General features: G+C 36.7%; 22 protein-coding genes. 3 read left to right on the top strand and 19 right to left on the bottom strand.

Annotation, left to right across the window (positions count from 1 at the left end; all coding sequences use genetic code 11):
* Positions 1-21: 21 nt before the first annotated feature.
* From BN990_RS06620 to rpoN, 3 genes are all read right to left on the bottom strand, one after another.
* On the bottom strand, positions 22-1,044 hold the full coding sequence (locus tag BN990_RS06620) for a sugar-binding transcriptional regulator (RefSeq protein WP_021289032.1): 1,023 nt from the start codon (positions 1,042-1,044) through the stop codon (positions 22-24).
* Positions 1,045-1,240: 196 nt separating this feature from the next.
* On the bottom strand, positions 1,241-1,489 hold the full coding sequence (locus BN990_RS06615) for a glutaredoxin family protein (protein ID WP_021289033.1): 249 nt from the start codon (positions 1,487-1,489) through the stop codon (positions 1,241-1,243).
* Between the two features lies 1 nt (position 1,490).
* Positions 1,491-2,777 (bottom strand): RNA polymerase factor sigma-54, encoded by a 1,287-nt coding sequence (gene rpoN / locus BN990_RS06610; RefSeq protein ID WP_021289034.1) that lies wholly within the window; start codon positions 2,775-2,777, stop codon positions 1,491-1,493.
* A 150-nt stretch (positions 2,778-2,927) separates the two neighbouring features.
* On the opposite strand from rpoN, the gene BN990_RS06605 reads away from it, so the two are divergent.
* Complete coding sequence (locus BN990_RS06605; protein WP_021289035.1) at positions 2,928-3,317, top strand: ribonuclease HI family protein; 390 nt, start codon at positions 2,928-2,930, stop codon at positions 3,315-3,317.
* Positions 3,318-3,570: 253 nt separating this feature from the next.
* Here the strand turns inward: BN990_RS06605 and BN990_RS06600 are convergent, their stop codons facing one another.
* From BN990_RS06600 to BN990_RS06585, 4 genes are all read right to left on the bottom strand, one after another.
* A complete protein-coding gene (locus BN990_RS06600) occupies positions 3,571-3,864 on the bottom strand; it encodes a DUF2087 domain-containing protein (protein WP_021289036.1) in 294 nt (97 codons plus the stop codon).
* 333 nt (positions 3,865-4,197) lie between these two features.
* Complete coding sequence (locus BN990_RS06595; RefSeq protein ID WP_021289037.1) at positions 4,198-5,727, bottom strand: solute symporter family protein; 1,530 nt, start codon at positions 5,725-5,727, stop codon at positions 4,198-4,200.
* The gene (locus BN990_RS06590) at positions 5,724-6,074 is read right to left on the bottom strand and encodes a DUF485 domain-containing protein (protein ID WP_021289038.1); all 351 of its coding nucleotides are present in this window, start codon (positions 6,072-6,074) and stop codon (positions 5,724-5,726) included. The genes BN990_RS06595 and BN990_RS06590 overlap by 4 nt, the downstream gene beginning before the upstream one ends.
* A gap of 230 nt (positions 6,075-6,304) precedes the next feature.
* Positions 6,305-7,231, bottom strand: coding sequence for a fumarylacetoacetate hydrolase family protein (locus BN990_RS06585; RefSeq protein ID WP_021289039.1), 927 nt, complete (start codon positions 7,229-7,231; stop codon positions 6,305-6,307).
* A 153-nt stretch (positions 7,232-7,384) separates the two neighbouring features.
* Between BN990_RS06585 and BN990_RS06580 the strand changes: the two genes are divergently transcribed.
* On the top strand, positions 7,385-8,032 hold the full coding sequence (locus tag BN990_RS06580) for a hypothetical protein (protein WP_021289040.1): 648 nt from the start codon (positions 7,385-7,387) through the stop codon (positions 8,030-8,032).
* A gap of 84 nt (positions 8,033-8,116) precedes the next feature.
* Here BN990_RS06580 and BN990_RS06575 read toward each other — a convergent pair whose 3' ends face one another.
* The 7 genes from BN990_RS06575 to aroD all read right to left on the bottom strand — a co-directional run bounded on the left by BN990_RS06575 (position 8,117) and on the right by aroD (position 15,368).
* Positions 8,117-9,400, bottom strand: coding sequence for a GntP family permease (locus tag BN990_RS06575; RefSeq protein WP_038243040.1), 1,284 nt, complete (start codon positions 9,398-9,400; stop codon positions 8,117-8,119).
* A 37-nt stretch (positions 9,401-9,437) separates the two neighbouring features.
* A complete protein-coding gene (locus BN990_RS06570) occupies positions 9,438-10,616 on the bottom strand; it encodes a thiolase family protein (protein ID WP_038243039.1) in 1,179 nt (392 codons plus the stop codon).
* Between the two features lie 20 nt (positions 10,617-10,636).
* Positions 10,637-11,413 carry a 3-hydroxybutyrate dehydrogenase gene (locus BN990_RS06565; protein ID WP_038243037.1) on the bottom strand — a complete coding sequence of 259 codons (777 nt, stop codon included), beginning with the start codon at positions 11,411-11,413 and terminating at the stop codon, positions 10,637-10,639.
* Between the two features lie 19 nt (positions 11,414-11,432).
* Positions 11,433-12,107, bottom strand: a complete 675-nt coding sequence (locus BN990_RS06560; RefSeq protein WP_038243036.1) for a 3-oxoacid CoA-transferase subunit B — start codon at positions 12,105-12,107, stop codon at positions 11,433-11,435.
* 19 nt (positions 12,108-12,126) lie between these two features.
* The gene (locus BN990_RS06555) at positions 12,127-12,822 is read right to left on the bottom strand and encodes a CoA transferase subunit A (RefSeq protein WP_021289045.1); all 696 of its coding nucleotides are present in this window, start codon (positions 12,820-12,822) and stop codon (positions 12,127-12,129) included.
* A 258-nt stretch (positions 12,823-13,080) separates the two neighbouring features.
* On the bottom strand, positions 13,081-14,448 hold the full coding sequence (locus BN990_RS06550; protein WP_021289046.1) for a sigma-54 interaction domain-containing protein: 1,368 nt from the start codon (positions 14,446-14,448) through the stop codon (positions 13,081-13,083).
* 152 nt (positions 14,449-14,600) lie between these two features.
* The gene (gene aroD / locus BN990_RS06545) at positions 14,601-15,368 is read right to left on the bottom strand and encodes a type I 3-dehydroquinate dehydratase (RefSeq protein ID WP_021289047.1); all 768 of its coding nucleotides are present in this window, start codon (positions 15,366-15,368) and stop codon (positions 14,601-14,603) included.
* 150 nt (positions 15,369-15,518) lie between these two features.
* Between aroD and BN990_RS06540 the strand changes: the two genes are divergently transcribed.
* A complete protein-coding gene (locus BN990_RS06540) occupies positions 15,519-16,076 on the top strand; it encodes a shikimate kinase (RefSeq protein ID WP_021289048.1) in 558 nt (185 codons plus the stop codon).
* A gap of 200 nt (positions 16,077-16,276) precedes the next feature.
* Here the strand turns inward: BN990_RS06540 and BN990_RS23595 are convergent, their stop codons facing one another.
* The 5 genes from BN990_RS23595 to BN990_RS06515 all read right to left on the bottom strand — a co-directional run bounded on the left by BN990_RS23595 (position 16,277) and on the right by BN990_RS06515 (position 18,577).
* Positions 16,277-16,327 (bottom strand): putative holin-like toxin, encoded by a 51-nt coding sequence (locus tag BN990_RS23595; protein ID WP_373867247.1) that lies wholly within the window; start codon positions 16,325-16,327, stop codon positions 16,277-16,279.
* A gap of 162 nt (positions 16,328-16,489) precedes the next feature.
* A complete protein-coding gene (locus tag BN990_RS06535) occupies positions 16,490-16,804 on the bottom strand; it encodes a YolD-like family protein (RefSeq protein WP_021289049.1) in 315 nt (104 codons plus the stop codon).
* Between the two features lie 308 nt (positions 16,805-17,112).
* Positions 17,113-17,379, bottom strand: a complete 267-nt coding sequence (locus tag BN990_RS06525) for a hypothetical protein (protein WP_021289051.1) — start codon at positions 17,377-17,379, stop codon at positions 17,113-17,115.
* 247 nt (positions 17,380-17,626) lie between these two features.
* Positions 17,627-17,860 (bottom strand): phage holin, encoded by a 234-nt coding sequence (locus BN990_RS06520; RefSeq protein WP_021289052.1) that lies wholly within the window; start codon positions 17,858-17,860, stop codon positions 17,627-17,629.
* A 513-nt stretch (positions 17,861-18,373) separates the two neighbouring features.
* Entirely contained in the window at positions 18,374-18,577 is a 204-nt protein-coding gene (locus tag BN990_RS06515; protein ID WP_038243034.1) for a helix-turn-helix transcriptional regulator, read from the bottom strand.
* Positions 18,578-18,620: the final 43 nt, after the last annotated feature.

Genomic DNA, 18,620 nt, shown 5'->3' with positions numbered 1-18,620 from the left:
GACTATTTATATTTAAAGAGATTAATTTCCCTTTAAAATCTGTTCTGCGGCTGCTTCATCTGTAATAAGCAGATCGCTCTTGCCTTGTTTAAAATAGGATGCTATTGCCCGGGCTTTAGATTTCCCTCCAGCGATGGTGATTACATAAGGCATACGCTCTAAATCTTCTAGTTGAATTCCTACTGTACGCACCTTATGTACAACATTTCCTTCTCCATCAAAGTAATAACCGAATGCTTCACTTACAGCATGGTTGTCTTTTAACTTTTGAATGATAGCATCCGTTGTTTTTCTACGTTGTGCCATGGTTAGTGCGTCCCCAACTCCATGCATTGCAATGGTTGCACTTTTTATTTGCTGCAATGTTTCGTTGACAGAGGGTTCTTGAATAATAGACTGATAAGCTGACTCACTTAATGGATCTGGAACATAAAGTAGTCGATAGTCTCCATTGGCTTTGCGAGCCATTTCTGAAGCAATGGTATTTGCTTGATTTTCTACTTTTTCCCCTATTCCACCACGAGCCGGGACAAATAAGGGATCGCCTTGGTTTGTTAAAGCCGTCATCATTCTGGCAGCTGCAGCCATCGTTGTACCACCAGTAACTGCGATCGTGTTGTTATCACCTATGATGGTTTTTAAAAAGGCTACGCTTGCTTTTCCCATTTCTTGTTTGACCCATTCATGGCTATCACTATTACCAGGTACTACAATAGCACTCCTTACTGATAATTTATCCTGAAGCTGCTGTTCTAAAACACGCAAACCCATAATTTCGCTCATAAATGAAGCTAATTTTTCTAAAATTACTTTACCCTCTTCTGTGATAAACATTCCTTTTGCAGTAATTTGAATTAAATCCTGCTTCTGAAAAAAATCAACTTCACTACGAACACTTCGTTCGGTAATATTTGTGTTTTCAGCTAGCCCCCTTCTGCCGATTGGTTGAAGTAAGTCAATGCTACGCAGAATAGCATAGCGTTGCTGCATAATTTCTAAAACATCTGGCAATAATTTCTTTTGTAATTCAATTAACTCTCTCATTAAAGGACTCCTTCGCATGGACACAAATAGTCCCACATGGTTATATTATGTCCCGGAAGCATCAAAAAAATTAATCCTTCCTTCAAATTCATTATAGCAAAGATCAAAAATTTCACAACCAAAATGACTATAATAAGCAAAAACCCTATATTAACAAGGGTTCTACGCTCATTATAAGCATAGATCTGATCTTATTTCAATCCAGCTCGTTCGATTGTAATGCTTGCTCTAATGTGTTCCAATTCATTTGTGAACCATCAATCGTATGTTCTCCGATAATCACATAAGGTATTCGTAAGTGATAGTTTTCTAACCATTTTTCATTATGGTGTATATTTCGTTCTTCTATATCAAATTTGTATTCTTTCATTAGAAGTTCGAGCATCATCTTCGCGTCATCACATAAAGGACAATGGTCTTTTGTATAAAATATTACGTGGCTCATCTTAATTTTCCTTTCGCTTAGCAGAGGATGGAAGATTTAATTGTTTACGGTACTTCATAATTGTTCTCCGTGCTATTTCAATTCCATGCTCTTGGTATAGTTTATCCATTAATTTTTTATCTGATAAGGGCTTTTGTTTATTTTCATTATCAATAAATTCAGTGATAAGACGTTTTATAACAAAGGTTGAAGTCTTTGAACCATTTTTCTGCTGAATACCTGTCTGTAAGAAGAAATTTAACGGCAACACACCATTCGGTGTTTGCACATATTTATTAGAAATGGCTCTGCTTATTGTTGATATATGCAAATCCAGGTAATCAGCAATTTCTTTTAATGTTAATGGCTGAAGGAAATGGATGCCATTCTCAAAAAAAAGATATTGTTTTTCCATAATACATTGAATTACGCGCTCTAACGTATTTCTCCGATACGAAATTGCTTTTTTTAAATCTTCAACTTGTTTCCATTTATTCTTGAGATAATCTACCGTTTGCTTTTCCCTATCCATGAGTTGCTTGTAATCTTGATTTAGCTGTAATGTTGGAGAGCCCCATGAAAAGAATGTAACTACCCACTTACCACTTTCCTTGAAAATAGATGCCTCCGGAATAATGTAGCTCGACTGTTTAGTAGATAATAGCTGACCGGGTTTAGGATGGCAATTCTTGATTTCTTCAAGCAATTCGCTAATGTAAGATTCTGGCAGCTGGTAGCTAGATGAAATGGTAGGAATCTCTTCTTGAGCAATCCAATCCAGATGATTTTCCAACAGATCTTCTAAAAAAAGTGGATCGTGCATGGATGTGTCCAATTGCAAACGAATACACTCGCTTAATGATCTCGCTCCAATCCCTGCAGGCTCTAATGATTGGATATGCAAAAGCGCCTGTTCCACATGATTTATAGTGGAGTGACATTTCTCCGCCCAAAGCTCCATTTCGACTTCTAGGTAACCGCTTTCATTTAATGAATCGATACCAAATAAAACCAACGGCCTTATTTCCTCGGCAATATCCAGCATGAATAATTGCTTCTTTAGTTGTTCATACATGTTCAATTCCTTCGCATTAATTTCCCCAGCAGCTGTATTATTATCAGCTGATGAATGATAATATGTTAAATCATCCTGGTATTGGATTTCGTCAATTAATGGATTTTCTTTCTCAACTTCTTTGATATAATCCATTAATTCTATACTGGAGAATTGCAGAATTTGAATTGACTGCATAAGGGATTGATTCATCTTCCATTTTAGAACTTGTTCATTAACAAGTTGTAATTTCATACATACCCTCTCCCAAATCAACTGCCGTTTCTTTTATTTTGACACAAATTTGCTTTTCCTTCTAGTCTATTTTATACAGCGAAATTTTTTACTTCATAAAACTATGCTATACTTACTATTCAGAATGACTAAAAAAGGGGTAGATTTTCTATGATCGAAGTATACACAGATGGTGCAGCCAATGGAGATCCAGGGCAAAGTGGTGCTGGTATTTATATGAAACAAGGAAAATCAACCTTTGAGTATACAATTCCACTAGGCATTCTTTCCAATCATGAAGCTGAATTCTTTGCAGTTATAAAAGCATTGGAAATATGTAAAGAACAATTCCCTGATGAAATATTATCGTTTCGTTCCGATTCCAAATTGGTTGTAGAGACAATTGAAAAACGTTTTACAAGAAACCCAAAATATATGCCTTTATTAGAAGTGATTCTTACAGAAACTGAGCACTTCCCTTATTTCTTTATAAAATGGATTCCTGAAAAGCAAAATATTCACGCGGATAAATTGTCTCGACAGGCAATTCATTTACATTGAATCCCAATGAATTACGCTTCCTGTCCCCACCTCTAGCATAAACCTAAATTGCAATTTAATCCGTCGGCTTCCTTCACCGTGAGCAGAAAACAATACCTACCACAGATTGAACTTGCCCTCTACCTAGAACATTTACTTGGATACGGATTATAATAAGAATAAGGTATTCATTTTTTTAAAGCTTCTTAGAGAGTTTGTAGACACTCCTATCTTCTACACGGACTTTTAATCCAGGCTATATGGTGCCTCTACCCTAAACATTTACCCAGTATTTTGATCCATCTTTGTTTCGTTTCATAAAACCATAATCAATTAGATATCTTCTAATTATCGCAAAATCACGATAAATTCTTTTTAGTACATCATTTACTTCTTTCTCTGTATAATTTTTGGTTTGATCAAATCGAGTGATTATATGTTGTAAGATAATTAGCTTTCGTTTTTCTTTACTAGGAAATGTTTCAATTGGTCCATCTGCACCCTTTTTAAAAAACGTACGTAACACCTTTTCTTGTTCTTCCATAGTTGCAACATATCGTTTATCCAACCTTTTTCCCTCCTTGTGAAAATGTATAAATGCTCGCTATATATCTTTATCCTAATCACAACGAATGAAAATAGGCCTGACTCCAGCGGAACAACACGGATTATAAGCTCATAAGCTACACCCAGTGGAAGTGCTTTTACTTCCCGGGTTAGCCATTGCTGCGTCCGCAAAGAGCAGTGCCTATTTCAGTTGGTTTAGCGAATAAATCGATAATTACTAAGAGCTAAATATCTCATCCTCTGAAGTCATAATAAAATCACCGATCTATTATAGAATTTGGCTTAATCCATTGAAGGATGATTTCCTCCTTGTGAAATTATTGATCGTTGTTATTCACTCTCGATAACCTGTATTTGCTTTTACTTGTACCTCTGCAAATCGTTTTAAATCCGCTTCCTTCGAAAATACCGTTCCCAAGTATCCACCAATAAATCCTAAAGGAACAGATATTAAAGCTGGATTAGTAAGTGGAAAAATAGGTTCACCAACTAATATGGCGGCTCCTTCTGTAGGAGAAAATACATTTGGACTTATGGATACCAAGATAATGGCGGAAAGTAAACCAAATAGCATGCCTGTAATTGCACCAGTTGTATTGAACCGTTTCCAATAAATGGTATAAAGGATAACAGGTAGATTCGCACTAGCGGCTACACAAAACGCTAACGACACCAAAAATGCAACATTCATGGTTTGGGCGAATAAAGCACATAAAATTGAGAAAACAGAGACACCTAAAGAAGCATACCGTGCAGCAATCATTTGTTGTTTATCTGTGGCCTTTCCTTTTTTAATAATTTGGCCATATATGTCATGCGCAAATGCAGAAGCACCAGATAAAACCAATCCTGCAACAACAGCAAGAATGGTTGCAAATGCTACTGCTGAAACGAACGACATGAGTAGATTACCACCAAGAGCCTCTGCTAATAATGGTGCTGCCATATTCCCTGCTGGATTGGCTGCAGTAATAAGCTCTTCTCCTACAAAAGCAGCTGCTCCAAACCCTAAGAAGATGGTCAGTACATAAAATATCCCTACAACCCACGTAGCTGTAACAACAGAACTCCTTGCTGTTTTTGCATTTTTCACAGTAAAAAACCGCATCAAGATATGAGGCAATCCTGCTGTTCCAAGCACTAAGGCTAACATTAATGAAATCGTATCGAGTGGTACTTTATACTTTAAGCCAGGATTTAAGTAATCAGCGCCATGGCTTGTCACGGTTTTCATTTCACTAAACATACCTAGAATATTAAAGTTAAACTTAGCCAATACCATAAATGCTATGATTACTGTACCAATCATCAATAAAACTGCTTTTATTATTTGTACCCAGCTAGTAGCTGTCATTCCACCAAATAATACATAAATTGTCATCATGACTCCAACAATTAATACGGCTATCCAATAATCAATATCAAATAATAGCTGAATTAATGCACCTGCTCCAACAAGCTGTGCAATCATGTAAAAAATCACAATCGTAATTGTACTTAAAGCTGCGATCGCTCTTACTTTTTTAGCATCGAATCGTGCATTAATCATATCGGCGAGTGTGTATTTCCCTAAATTCCGTAATGGCTCTGCAACTAAAAACATTACAACTAAGTAGGCAATTAAAAAACCAATGCTATAAAAAAATCCATCGAAACCATAAAGTGCAATTGCTCCGGCAATACCTAAAAACGAAGCGGCTGATAAATAGTCCCCTGCAATAGCAAGTCCATTTTGCCAGCCAGTTAAACCTCCTCCTGCCGTATAAAAATCACCAGTCGTCTGTGTTTTTTTAGCAGCGTAATATGTGATAACTAGTGTGGCAAGGACAATTGCTAAAAACAATGTAATAACGGTCGCATTCATTCTCGTTCTCCTCCTAATTGATCTTCAATAATTTCATCCGATTGACGATCAAACTGGGCTGATTTCTTCACATAGATAATGCAGAAAACCCAAGTCATAATAAATTGCGCAAAAGCAAACAACCATGCCCACGATATATCCCCTATCGCTGGAGTATTCAAAAAGGTAGTATAAGAAGTTAGAACTGGAAGTAGAAAATAAAACACTAAAAAGAAAATGGTAAGGGGAATAATAAATCGTTTTCGTCTTGTAATTAAATCCTTAAATGAAGCACTTTCAGCCACCTGTTGATAATCAGGTTTTGTTTCTTGATACGACAATTCTTTGTAATCGCTTCCAACGTTCATATTGTTTCCTCCTTTTTTCCTGCTATTACTTAAAATAGCAGGCTTATTTTTCAATAACCAAATCGTATACTAATTTAAAACAATATTCAATAAATTATAAAAATTAAACCGGAATTTAGTAAAATAGTTGGATGCCTTCAAGGGACTCTTATAGCTTATAAACTTATCAATAAAATAAGGCCTTCCATACATATATGCTGGTAAGGCCTTTGTTATTATCATCGTAAAGATTATTCAACTACTTTATTTTCCATGTGTCCAATCTGTTCAACTTCAACTCCTACTACATCCCCATCTTGGAGAAACTGGGCAGGATTTCTAGCAAAGCCAACTCCATTAGGAGTACCTGTCATAATGATATCCCCTGGTTTCAATGTTATCAGTCTTGATATAAACTGGATAAGAAATGGGATATCGAATATGAGATTACTTGTATTCGATGATTGTCGTTCCTCACCATTTACAAATGATTTAATCTGTAAGTTCGCAGGATCTGTTATTTCATCAGTAGTTACTATACATGGCCCAATAGGTGTAGACCGATCTAACGTCTTTCCTTGCAGCCATTGCGGTGTCCGTTTTTGTAGGTCTCTAGCTGTTGTATCATTTCCAATGGTATATCCAGCGATATACTGAAATGCCTCATCCTTGAGTACTTTTGATGCCTCTTTTCCAATTACCACTGCGAGTTCTACTTCATAGTCAAGTTCTTTTGTAAACGCAGGCTTTTCAATATAAGCTTCTGGTCCAATTAATGCATTATCGTACTTGGCAAACAATACAGGAAACTCTGGAATATCTCCCTTCATTTCTTCTACATGATCAGCATAGTTTTTTCCAATACATATAATTTTTGAAGGAGAAGGAACTGGAGTTTCTAACCGTAGTTCTTCTCGGTTCATTCGTAACTCTATTGCTTCTTGCTCTAAGTTATAGTTTAATGCCTTTTGCGCTTTCTCAATTGCTGGGATACCTCTTGTAAAAAAATGTTGCGGATTAGATGGAAGTTCTTGTTCTAATTGGTCTACTGACTTCTCCTCATGTACGGAGATCAGATACTGTTTGTATGCATCTTGTAAATCCAATACTTGATCATTAATTAGGCAGCCAACTCTCGACTCATCCAATTCTTTCAACTGATAATTCACTAACTTCATTTCCTTACACTCCTTTCCTTTTTAAGGCAAACCATTGTAATATTTTAAAAATACAGGGAATTCCTCCTATTGTCTAGGTATAGTTTAAACAGGAAATTATCGTTCTTTTTTTATATAATGTTATATAAGATATTGTACAAGGAGGGTAAAAACTTGGACACCAATACGATTATTGAGTTAGCAGAGAGTGTTAACATACAGAATGAAAAACAATCATTAACCGTTGCTGAGAAACATCCATCATTAGAAGTTATTGGTGTAGGACGTAGTGCGGTTGTCTTTAAAATCAAGTCTACTTCCAAGGCCCTCAAAGTCTTTCCACCAGAATACGAACACATTGCATCAGAGGAAGCAGAAATTTATCAATTATTAAATGAAAACTCTTTTTTCCCTAAATTATATCAATCCGGAAAAAATTATCTACTAATCGATTATATTAATGGATACACATTATATGACTGTTTAACACTTGGCATTCCATTAACAGAAGAAAATATAAAAGAGGCAGACTTTGCTTTAAAACTCGCTAAACAGCAAGGGTTAAATCCCTCGGACATTCATTTACGAAATATTATTTTAACCCCAGAAGGAAATATAAAATTAATTGATGTTGCTCGTTTTCGACAGCTCTCACACGATCATCAATGGGATGATATTAAATTTATGTTCTCACGTATGTATTTTAGGAAATACAGCCCTAAAAAAGTACCTGCGTTTATATTAAATGGGATTGCGTATTTATATAAGAAAAAAGTAATACAAGTTCCGCTAATAAGATTGAAAAGGACTGACAATAAATAACAAAAAACTTCTATCGAAATGGTTTTTCTTTTTTGCAGGTGACATAAATAGCAGGTACAGGGTTTTTCCTGTACCTGCTATTTATTAAAATATACCTAGCGAAGCTAAAATAATGGCTACAATTACAGATATTACTGGAATCAAAACAGCTACTACAAAAATATCTTTATAACTATCTTTATGGGACATACCAGTAATGGTCAGCAAGGTTAAAACAGCTCCATTATGTGGCAGCGCATCTAGACCACCGGATGACAATGAAGCGATACGATGAAATGCTTCCGGTGAAATACCGGTATTCATAGCAATTTCGTAGTATTTTGACCCCAATGCTTCAAGGGCAATTCCCATCCCTCCTGAGGCTGACCCAGTTGCTCCAGCCAGCACATTGACAGCAACTGCTTCTGAAATTAACGGGTTTCCTTTGATGCCCATTAGGATTTCGGTTAGTTTCTCAAATCCTGGTACAACTTTTACCACAGTTCCGAATCCAACTGCCGCACTTGTATTTATAATAGCAATCACTGACCCTGTAGCACCATTATTAATCGCTTTAACAAAACTTTTTGCTTTGTGTAGATTTAAAAATAATAGCAGGGTAATACCCGAAATTAAGGCAATAACAATATCCCATTTGAAAACATTTAAGGTAATGAGAACGGCTAATAATGGTAAAAGAGATAATATAAAATTCGGTGTGGGTGCTTCCTTATTTTCGATATTATTCTCTTTCGGCTCTGTATAGGTTTCTCCATTCTTTGTTAATTTTTTCTCTCGCCAGCTTAGATAAAAATAACCACCGCCAGCCATTATTAAAGCTGCAATAATCCCCATTATTGGTGCAGCTGTGGCACTTGTCTGAAAGTAATCCATAGGAATTAAATTTTGAATTTGAGGTGTTCCTGGCAATGCAGTCATCGTAAATGTAAATGCACCTAATGCAACTGTTGCAGGAATTAGCCTTCTGCTTATATTCGCTTCACGAAATAATGTTAAAGCTAGTGGATAAACGGCAAACACCACTACAAATAAACTAACCCCTCCATAAGTCAAAACTGCTGATGATACTAATACCCCCAAGATCGCACGCCTTGTACCAATAATTTTCGTTAAAGCAACTGCAACGGATCTAGCCATCCCTGTATCTTCCATTAGCTTTCCAAATATCGCACCTAACATAAACACAGGAAACCATTGCTTAGCAAAAGATACAAATCCCCCCATGTATGTATCTTTGTATGCATCGAGCAAGTCTAATCCTCCTGTTAATGCAACCACTCCTGCTGCAATGGGTGCTACCCAAATAATTGACCACCCTAAGTAGGCTAACAGCATTAATACAATCAACCCCAGAATGATACCGATCATGAACAATCCCCCCCCCTATTTTCTTCTTGTTAACTGATTACATAACTTCTACTATCATGGCTATTCCTTGACCTCCGCCAATGCACAATGACGCCATGCCATGCGTTTTGTTTTTACGATGCAGTTCTTTAATAAGTGTATATAATACACGCGTTCCACTAGCACCAATTGGATGCCCTAAAGCAATTGCACCGCCATTTACATTGACTTTATCTCGATCTAGCCCCAGTTCTTTTTCTACGGCTAAATACTGTGCTGCAAAAGCTTCATTCACTTCGAAGAGATCAATGTCTGACAACGATAATCCTGCATTCGCCAATGCTTTTTTCATAGCAGGAACAGGGCCTATTCCCATAATAGAAGGATCTACTCCAGCTATCCCCCATGAAATAATTTTAGCTATTGGTTTTAAACTGTTTTCCTGAACAAATTGCTCTCCTGCTAACACAACAGCTGCTGCTCCATCATTAATACCACTTGCATTTCCCCCAGTTACCGTACCATCTGATGTAAAAGAAGGCTTTAGTTTTGCTAATCGCTCCATCGTTGTATCTTCTCGAATATGTTCATCGGTATCCATTAGGGACATTCCTTTTCTTGTTTTCACCTCAACGGGGACAATTTCATCGGTAAATATCCCTCGATTCCTTGCTTCAGCTGCACGACGATGACTTTCGTATGCATACGCATCTTGAGCTTCTCGGGAAATATCATATTTTTTCGCTAAATTTTCTGCAGTTACCCCCATCCCTGCTCCAATATATTCATCGGTAAGAGCCGCCCAAAGCATGTCATCCATTTTGGGTGTTCCTAATTTTGAACCAAACCTGCTGCCTCTCAATGCATATGGGGCTAAACTCATATTTTCAACTCCACCAGCCAGTGCTGCCTGTCCTTCTTGTAATTGAATTGATTGCGCAGCATTGATAACCGCTTGTAGCCCAGAACCGCATAATCGATTCACAGTTAGGGATGGACTTTCTAATGGAATGCCCGTTTGCAACGACAAATGTCTCGTTAAATAAGGGGCGTTTTTAGCTGAGTGAATCACATTTCCCATAACAGTGAAATCAATTGAACTAGCATCCATTTTACTTCGATTGAGTGCTTCTTTGCTTGCTATCACTCCAAGCTCCGTTGGATCAATATCTTTAAGAGCTCCACCAAAAGTACCAAATGGAGTTCTTGCGCCTTCTAATAGATAAACATTTTCCATGTCTGTTACTCCTCTCTTAATTATTGTGCTGTATAGCCGCCATCAATAACGATCGCCTGCCCAGTGACACCTTTCGCCTTATCACTTGCTAGGAAGATGGTATAGTCCGCAATTTCTGCCACGGACAATAACCGCTTTTGTGGAACCAGAGGATAAATAACTTCTTCCAACACTTTCTCCAGAGAAACATCTCGCGTTTTTGCCAGATCCTCCAGTTGATTACGAACCAATGGTGTATCCACATAACCTGGACAAACAGCATTCACCGTTATGCCATCTGAAGCACCTTCTAAAGCTGCAACTTTTGTTAGTCCAATTATTCCATGTTTGGAACTGTTATAAGCAGCTTTACCCGCAAATCCAATAACCCCATTAATCGAAGATATATTTATAATCCGTCCACTTCCTTGTTGCTTCATGATTGGGAAGACATGCTTCGTTGCAGCAAACGGTGCTACTAGCATTACCTTAGTCATAAACTCGAACTTCTCTGTCGGAAATTCCTCGATGGGAGATACATGCTGCAAACCAGCATTATTAATGAGAACATCAAGTCTTCCATAATGCTTAACTGTTTGATCTATTGCCTGTTTTAGTTGATTCTCATTTGTTACATCACATGTTAATCCGAGACAATCATAGCCTTGTTCCTTCAATTTATTTACTACTTCATTAACCTTTGTTTCATTTATATCTGTAAAAACAACGGAAGCATTACTTGTTAAAAACGCGACACCAATTTCATAACCAATTCCACTTGCTGCACCAGTAATAAATACTACTTGATTCTCTACCATTTTTAGTTCCTCCCATTTTTTAAAACGCTTCTTCAATTAGCTGTTTGCTTACATGGAGCTTAGCACCTGTTGATTCCTTTACTTCATCTATTGTCCATCCTTGCGCCGTTTCTTGTAAAACAAAGCCATCCTTGGTGACGTCAATAACCGCTCGATCTGTAATAATTCGATCCACTACATTTTTTCCGGTTAATGGCAACTGGCATTCTTTTAAGATTTTGGGTTCCCCATGCCTTGTCAAATGATCCATAATAATAACTATTTTTTTTGCACCGTGAACAATATCCATAGCCCCTCCCATTCCTTTAATCATTTTTCCTGGGATCATCCAATTTGCTAAATCACCCGATTCAGAAACTTCCATACCACCTAAAATGGCAAGATCTAAATGTTCTCCACGAATCATTGCAAAAGACTCTGCACTGCTAAAATAAGCTGCCCCAGTAACAGCTGTCACCGTTTCCTTCCCCGCATTAATTAAGTCTGGATCAACTTCATGTTTATCCGGAAACCTTCCTATTCCAAGCAAACCATTTTCTGATTGAAGAATAACTTTTTTATCAGCTTGAATATAATTGGCTACCTTTGTTGGCATGCCAATTCCTAGATTAACATAGGAACCGCTTACAATTTCACGCTCAGCTCTTATTGCGATTTTTTCTCTTGTGGATACCTTATCAAATTGTTTTAACATCATGATTACCTCCCTATTACTAATCTTCTTGTTGTACCGTTAATCTTTCAATTCTTTTCTCCTGTTTCCCTTCAATTATGCCATCTACATATATTCCTGGTGTATGGATATATGCTGGATCTATTCTACCTGTTTCCACTACCTGCTCGACTTCAGCAATTGTTACCTTACCAGCTGCAGCCATCATTGGATTGAAATTTTGTGCTGTTTTTGCATACTGTAAATTCCCGTGTTTATCCCCTATCGCTGCTCTAATAAGACTAAAATCGGATTTGAGCGCAGTCTCAAGCAAATAGTCTTTTCCTTCAAAACTCCGAATTTCCTTTCCTTCAGCTAAAGGTGTGCCAACACCTGCAGGCGTATAAAATCCTGGAATCCCGGCTCCACCTGCTCTAATTCTTTCTGATAACGTTCCTTGAGGGACAAGTTCCACCTTTAATTCTCCCGATAATACTTGGCGTTCAAATGCTTTGTTTTCCCCTACATATGATCCAATCATTCGATCAATTTGATGATTTTTTAATAATAAACCTAACCCCCAGTCATCGACTCCACAATTATTCGAAACAACCGTTAAATGCTTTACATTGGATTCAACTAAAGCCAAGATAAGATTTTCCGGAATTCCTACCAAGCCAAAGCCTCCTACCATAATTGTTGCTCCATCTTCCATTTTTTCTATAGCTTCTGTAAAGGTTTGATATATTTCCTTCATCCCTTAACACCCCTTTCCCTCATATATAGCAAAAATTATGCCAAATAATTTTTATTGCTTAACCACTGTCTTCCATTTGAAATGGATCTGCATAACAAAGGATAATTCCTTTTTTACAATTTGATTAATAAAAAAACCAATCTTCCACAAGAATGGAAAATTGGTTCATATCAGTTATATAAATAATGTAAGCACTTACTGTTTTCAGTATCCTACCAATGATTCCGAAAAGGTGGAATCTTTTCCGGAAAATCGGAACTAGGATATACCATACTTTTTTAGTTTTTCATATAGACTGGATTTCTTTATTCCTAAGGTTTTCATCGCGGCTTCTTTATTTCCTTTTGCTTTTTCAATTGCATATTGAATTGCTGCTTTTTCTGCGTTCTCCAATATTTCTTTTAAGTTACCAGTTTGTTTCACTGTGTTGATTTGTGAACGCAATCGATCTGGTAGATCATCTACACTAATTCTCTCCTGATTGGTTAAATGTATGGCTGATTCAATTACATTTTCCAATTCACGAATATTTCCTGGCCAGCTGTAATGAGTAAGTTGACTCATAGCTGCTGAATCAATATCCATTATACGCTTGCCTGTACGTTTTCTCACTTTGTGGAGAATAAACTTTGAAATCAAACGAATGTCATCCGGTCTTTCACGTAATGGTGGAATAAATAGTTGAACGACATTGATTCGATAGAACAAGTCCTCTCTAAATCGTTGGGTCTCCATTAACTCCTCTAATGGCTGATTGGTTGCAGCGATAATCCTCACATCTATCTTCTGAGGCGTTTCTGAACCAATTGATTCTATCTCTCCTTCTTGCAGGACTCGTAAGATTTTCACTTGTGCACTCAATGGCATATCACCAATTTCATCTAAAAACAATGTTCCTCCATCCGCTAATTGGAACTTACCTAGTTTTCCGCCTCTTTTTGCTCCAGTAAACGCTCCTTCTTTATAACCAAATAGTTCCGATTCAATTAGGTGTTCAGGAATTGCTGCACAATTCACTTTTACAAATGGCTTTGTATTTCGTTCACTTAAATGATGGATACTATGAGCAAACAATTCCTTTCCCGTACCGCTTTCTCCTCTGAGAAGTATCGAGACATCTCCAGGGGAAACTTTCTTTATTTTTTCTTTTAAATCACTCATTTGCTTAGAGCTTCCAGCTATATCATGAAGCGAATACGTAATACCATGTTGTTCCTTTAATTGATTGCGATAATGTTCTATTTCCAGCAACAAATCTTTAATATGACTATTCATAAGCATCCATTCTTTTGTATCTCGATACAGAACCGTCCCTACTGCACCTACTACATTTCCATTGGAACGAACTGGAATTCGATTGGCAATCATATGGTTACCGCGAATGTACTGAAGATCTGCTATTTCTTCCTTACCTGTTTGGACTACGATATGCATCCGCGTATTTTCGATCACGTTTGTGACATGCTTACCAATAACTTCCTGCTTATCCATCTCAAGAAAACGGCAATAGCTTTTATTCATGTAAGTTACTATACCATCCTCATCAACAACCACAAAGCAATGGTAAGCATTCTCGAAAACGGTTTCAAAAATCTCATCTTTATAATGGGATGTTAAGGTTGTCATGACACACTCCTCATTTCCATGTTATTAGTTATATTATAATTGGAATGTCAACGAAATTCATTTCTAAATAACAGCTATTTTCTGTAAAATCCTCTTGGCGAATATGTTGCTAGTAAAAAAGCAAGATCCACCTATAGGAGCTTGCTTTCATTTCAATTCTTTGAATGATAGTGAAGTCTGCCGAGTAAATATTTTAATTCTTCAGCTTCAATCTGACCTGGAGCAGAAGCTTGTTTACCTGAACCAAATGTTGCTGCTGATCCTACCATTTCTCCAGCAATTCTGCTTAGTAACCCCATTTGACCCATTGCTATTGTAATAAATGGCTGCTTCGCATAAGTCGTCTTCATCGTTTCTGCAACGGCTAATAGCCGCAAAACATCCATTATACACGTTGGCATTACCGCAATCTTTAGGATATCTGCACCAGCTTCTTGCATGGTAACTAATCGATTTATCATTTCCTCATTCGCAGGTGTTGCTTGAAAATCATGATTAGACATAATGACCATTATTTGCTGCTCTTTTGCCTTTTTCACCAGTCTCTTAACGATAGAAGATCCAATAAATAATTCAATATCAACCAAATCAGGATATTTAGATTCAATTACCGCTGTCAGCAAGTTCATATAATAGGAAGAACTGGTTTCCTTCTGCCCTCCTTCTTTGTACGAGCGAAAGGTAAACAGCAACGGAATTTCACCCAACGCTTCTTTTATTTCTGAGAGCACATGGATTACCGTTTCTAGCTTATCCCCTTCTATTAAAGCATCTGCTCGCCATTCAACCATATCCGGATTTTCTTTTTTCACTTCTTGGATTTCTATCTTTAATTCATGTGCTGTAGCCGCCATCAAAGGTATAATGACTTTCGGGATACCTGTACCAATTTGTACATTTTTTACAGATACAATATTCAACTTTTTCTCCCCCATTAACGTATTAACTATTTATTATAATCGTTACATGATATGTTGCCAACAAATACAGAACATCCTTTTTTGCCTCGTGCATAGATATTCAATTTGGTCTATAATTGGAAAAAATGATTGGAAAGAAAGAGGTAACGTATGAACGGACAAGATATACCATTACGACAAAAAAGTATTGTTTTGATTGGATTTATGGGAGTTGGAAAAACAACTATTGGCAAAGAAATAGCCAAAAAGCTGTTTCGAGATTTTATTGATGCAGATCAAGAGATTGAGGCAACATTTGGTTTACCTGCTTCTGAGATTTTTCAAACCTATGGCGAGCATGTATTTAGACAGAAAGAAAAAGAAATTATCCAAGGACTTTGTAATCAAAAGCTAAAAATTATTTCTCTAGGTGGCGGAGCATTTCTTCAAGAGGATATAAGGAAAATGTGTCTAGACAAGTGCATTGTCTTTTACTTAGATTTATCTTGGGAATCTTGGCAAGATCGAATTAGTTTACTTATTGACAGCCGGCCTGTCCTACAAGGGAAAAGTCTTGACGAAATAAAAGCATTATTCGAAGAAAGGAAATCCATTTATCAAGACCATCATTCAACCGTTCCCACTGACCAATTAATGATTGATGAAGCAGCCTCTTATATTGTGGATTCTTTAAAAACAGCTTGGGACATATATGAACCACAAAAATAATAACTTGGAGTTTTCTTTTTCTTTTTAGTGGGGTATAATATAATTAGTTAATCATAAGATAAGAATGGTCTTACTTTTGAAGAATGTAAAGACCGATGGTGCTGGTACACCATCGGCCATGTACAATAGCCCTTCAAGGGGGCGGCTCACACAGTTTATAGAAAATAACTACCCACTATGCTTGCCAGGCTTATGGGTGGTTATTTTTTTTGTGACAGCAATGCAACAACTAATGAACCAAACGAGATCATCAGCACAAGCGCTTCAAACACTGTCATAGGCATCACCCCCTCTCCTGCAATTCAGTCAGGGAGTGAAACCGCCACCCACGAAAGCCATATTGTACAGCTATATTGTAACAAAAATTATGCTTAATTCCTATTTTTGGATGTAATGCCCATCTACATCATTATTTAATCAACCCAGATATCTAGAATATTTATCCGTTCAATCGCCGTCTCATTGTCTAAGGTTAATCTATTTTTATTAATATTTTTTAATTTTCCTCTATGGGTTAAATAATCTCGACCATTATAATGCTTAATTTCAATTGTCAAATCATTACATATAGCTAATTGCAGTTGAGCATCCATTTCCACAAGCCGCTGTTCATCCAGGACAGGTTTTTCCTTATATTCCTGTTCCGCCCACATTCTATTCAATAATTCCACATGTTCAGGTAACATCATTGATGTCCATTTAATGGATCCACGATCATTCATACTCATTAAGCACTTTCCTTTCTTTTAACTGGTCCACATGAAAGAATGTTTTTAAAGGTAAACCTTCGCAGTTGTTGACGATAAAAACAATATGCCAATATGGAATTTCGGTTTATTTCTACCACCCTTATTAATCGTTGTGTTATCTGATTGTCGTGATCAATATAAACTAAAACGAGTTTTTGCTTTTTTTCTTTTGAACGTTGAAGTAATCCTATCACAATATGACACCTCTTCAAGAACGTTTGTTCTTATTGTATCACAAAAACAGAACATATATGCGTGTTTTTAACTAGTAATTTTTTCATATCTGTTTATTTATTTTTTTCTGTATCATCAGCTGTTGTTTCTTCTATCTTCATATTTTCTAAATCAAGCAAGGAAAGCATTTCACGAACCACTATGTTAATTTTTTTGTCGATCACTGCCTCCCCATATTTTTGCTTAGCAAGTTCGATGTTTTTTATTACATCCTCTCCAAATTGAATAATTGGAACATCCGTTTCTAAATTATTAAAAAGATCGATAAATTCATCCAAAGCCTTATCAAACCGTTTGCTTTCCATATCATTAGCCTTCATATTTATCACCCAGTATTAGGATAACCAAATATCATTATAGAAATCACCTCAACATATGAAAGAACGCTGCTTTTTAATACAAGCTTATTCACATGGCAACCGCATGGAATGGAGATGTTAGAAGTAAGGGTTCGAACCCACGTAAGACCAGGCCTTTGAGAAATGTACTGTACCATTCTCTGTATAAAAAAAATCCATCGAGCATCCCCTCGATGGACAAAACGATTCGTAATATCTTAGTCTTTCACTATTTAATTAAATGATTTGCTTGCAGTACTTCTTTTTGTTGTCTTCCCCGTTCAGTAATGTAATTATTTTTAAACCAAGCCCAAATACTAGCAAAAGCTGTAAATAACAAGGAAAGAATTTCACCCCAAAGTTCTTGGGAGCCAGGAATCGGATTTTTTCCTGCTGCAATAAGAAATTGATTAATTAATGCTAATACCAAAACAATCGTACGAATAAGCGTGCCTCGGTCCATGTTGTTCACCTCCATCTTGTAAAAATAAAGGTAAGCGAATTGCTTGTACTTATATATATGCCAAGAAGGTGTGACTTTATGGTAAAAACATTCGTAACATTTTTGCACCATTACCAATAGAGTTCTACGTTTATCAATAAATACGACAAATATCGCTTTCATTCCTGCTTACTTCTATCAAAATTAACGAAAAATTAATGCTCAATATAAAAGCACGTATAAACAAAACCTTTGTTTATACGTGCTTTTAAAGGATTAACTAACGCGCCCGGAGGGATTCGAACCCCCGACTCACGGTACCGGAAACCGGATTAAACACCGTATAAAGCCGGAATCCTTACGTAGCCTTGCGTCAGCTTTATCGGTGAATCAAACGGTTAAATTCGTATCTCACATTACTTACTACGTTCATGTAATTTTGCGTTTATTATACGGTATCATCCGAAAAAAGACAAGCCATATTTCGTAAATCACGATTTATTCCTAGAATGTATCAGTTGAAATAACACAACCTCATTCTTCCCGCTTATATGTGTACAAGTCATCGATGGATACTTCGAGTAAGTCCGCAAGTTTATGCGCATCCTCCATTTTAGGCGAGTGCTTCCCGGAACACCAACTCGATAAAGTATTCCTCGAGACTCCCATATAGTCCTGTATATACTCCCGTTTATATGGCGACTTCTTTATTAAATCTCCTATATGACTAATTAGCATAAATACCACCTCGAATACTTTCACGCAATTTATAATCATTTTT

Source organism: Virgibacillus salexigens, assembly GCF_000723585.1.
GTDB lineage: Bacteria > Bacillota > Bacilli > Bacillales > Amphibacillaceae > Virgibacillus > Virgibacillus salexigens.
Note: the sequence above shows the minus strand (reverse complement) of the source record. Positions and strands in the feature narration are given on the sequence as shown.

Coding starts and splice junctions, on each gene's coding strand:
- BN990_RS06620 (WP_021289032.1), bottom strand. CDS start 1,044: ATGAGAGAGTTAATTGAATTACAAAAGAAATTATTGCCAGATGTTTTA.
- BN990_RS06615 (WP_021289033.1), bottom strand. CDS start 1,489: ATGAGCCACGTAATATTTTATACAAAAGACCATTGTCCTTTATGTGAT.
- rpoN (WP_021289034.1), bottom strand. CDS start 2,777: ATGAAATTACAACTTGTTAATGAACAAGTTCTAAAATGGAAGATGAAT.
- BN990_RS06605 (WP_021289035.1), top strand. CDS start 2,928: ATGATCGAAGTATACACAGATGGTGCAGCCAATGGAGATCCAGGGCAA.
- BN990_RS06595 (WP_021289037.1), bottom strand. CDS start 5,727: ATGAATGCGACCGTTATTACATTGTTTTTAGCAATTGTCCTTGCCACA.
- BN990_RS06590 (WP_021289038.1), bottom strand. CDS start 6,074: ATGAACGTTGGAAGCGATTACAAAGAATTGTCGTATCAAGAAACAAAA.
- BN990_RS06585 (WP_021289039.1), bottom strand. CDS start 7,231: ATGAAGTTAGTGAATTATCAGTTGAAAGAATTGGATGAGTCGAGAGTT.
- BN990_RS06575 (WP_038243040.1), bottom strand. CDS start 9,400: ATGATCGGTATCATTCTGGGGTTGATTGTATTAATGCTGTTAGCCTAC.
- BN990_RS06570 (WP_038243039.1), bottom strand. CDS start 10,616: ATGGAAAATGTTTATCTATTAGAAGGCGCAAGAACTCCATTTGGTACT.
- BN990_RS06565 (WP_038243037.1), bottom strand. CDS start 11,413: ATGGTAGAGAATCAAGTAGTATTTATTACTGGTGCAGCAAGTGGAATT.
- BN990_RS06560 (WP_038243036.1), bottom strand. CDS start 12,107: ATGTTAAAACAATTTGATAAGGTATCCACAAGAGAAAAAATCGCAATA.
- BN990_RS06555 (WP_021289045.1), bottom strand. CDS start 12,822: ATGAAGGAAATATATCAAACCTTTACAGAAGCTATAGAAAAAATGGAA.
- BN990_RS06550 (WP_021289046.1), bottom strand. CDS start 14,448: ATGACAACCTTAACATCCCATTATAAAGATGAGATTTTTGAAACCGTT.
- BN990_RS06540 (WP_021289048.1), top strand. CDS start 15,519: ATGAACGGACAAGATATACCATTACGACAAAAAAGTATTGTTTTGATT.
- BN990_RS06535 (WP_021289049.1), bottom strand. CDS start 16,804: ATGAGTATGAATGATCGTGGATCCATTAAATGGACATCAATGATGTTA.
- BN990_RS06525 (WP_021289051.1), bottom strand. CDS start 17,379: ATGAAGGCTAATGATATGGAAAGCAAACGGTTTGATAAGGCTTTGGAT.
- BN990_RS06520 (WP_021289052.1), bottom strand. CDS start 17,860: ATGGACCGAGGCACGCTTATTCGTACGATTGTTTTGGTATTAGCATTA.
- BN990_RS06515 (WP_038243034.1), bottom strand. CDS start 18,577: ATGCTAATTAGTCATATAGGAGATTTAATAAAGAAGTCGCCATATAAA.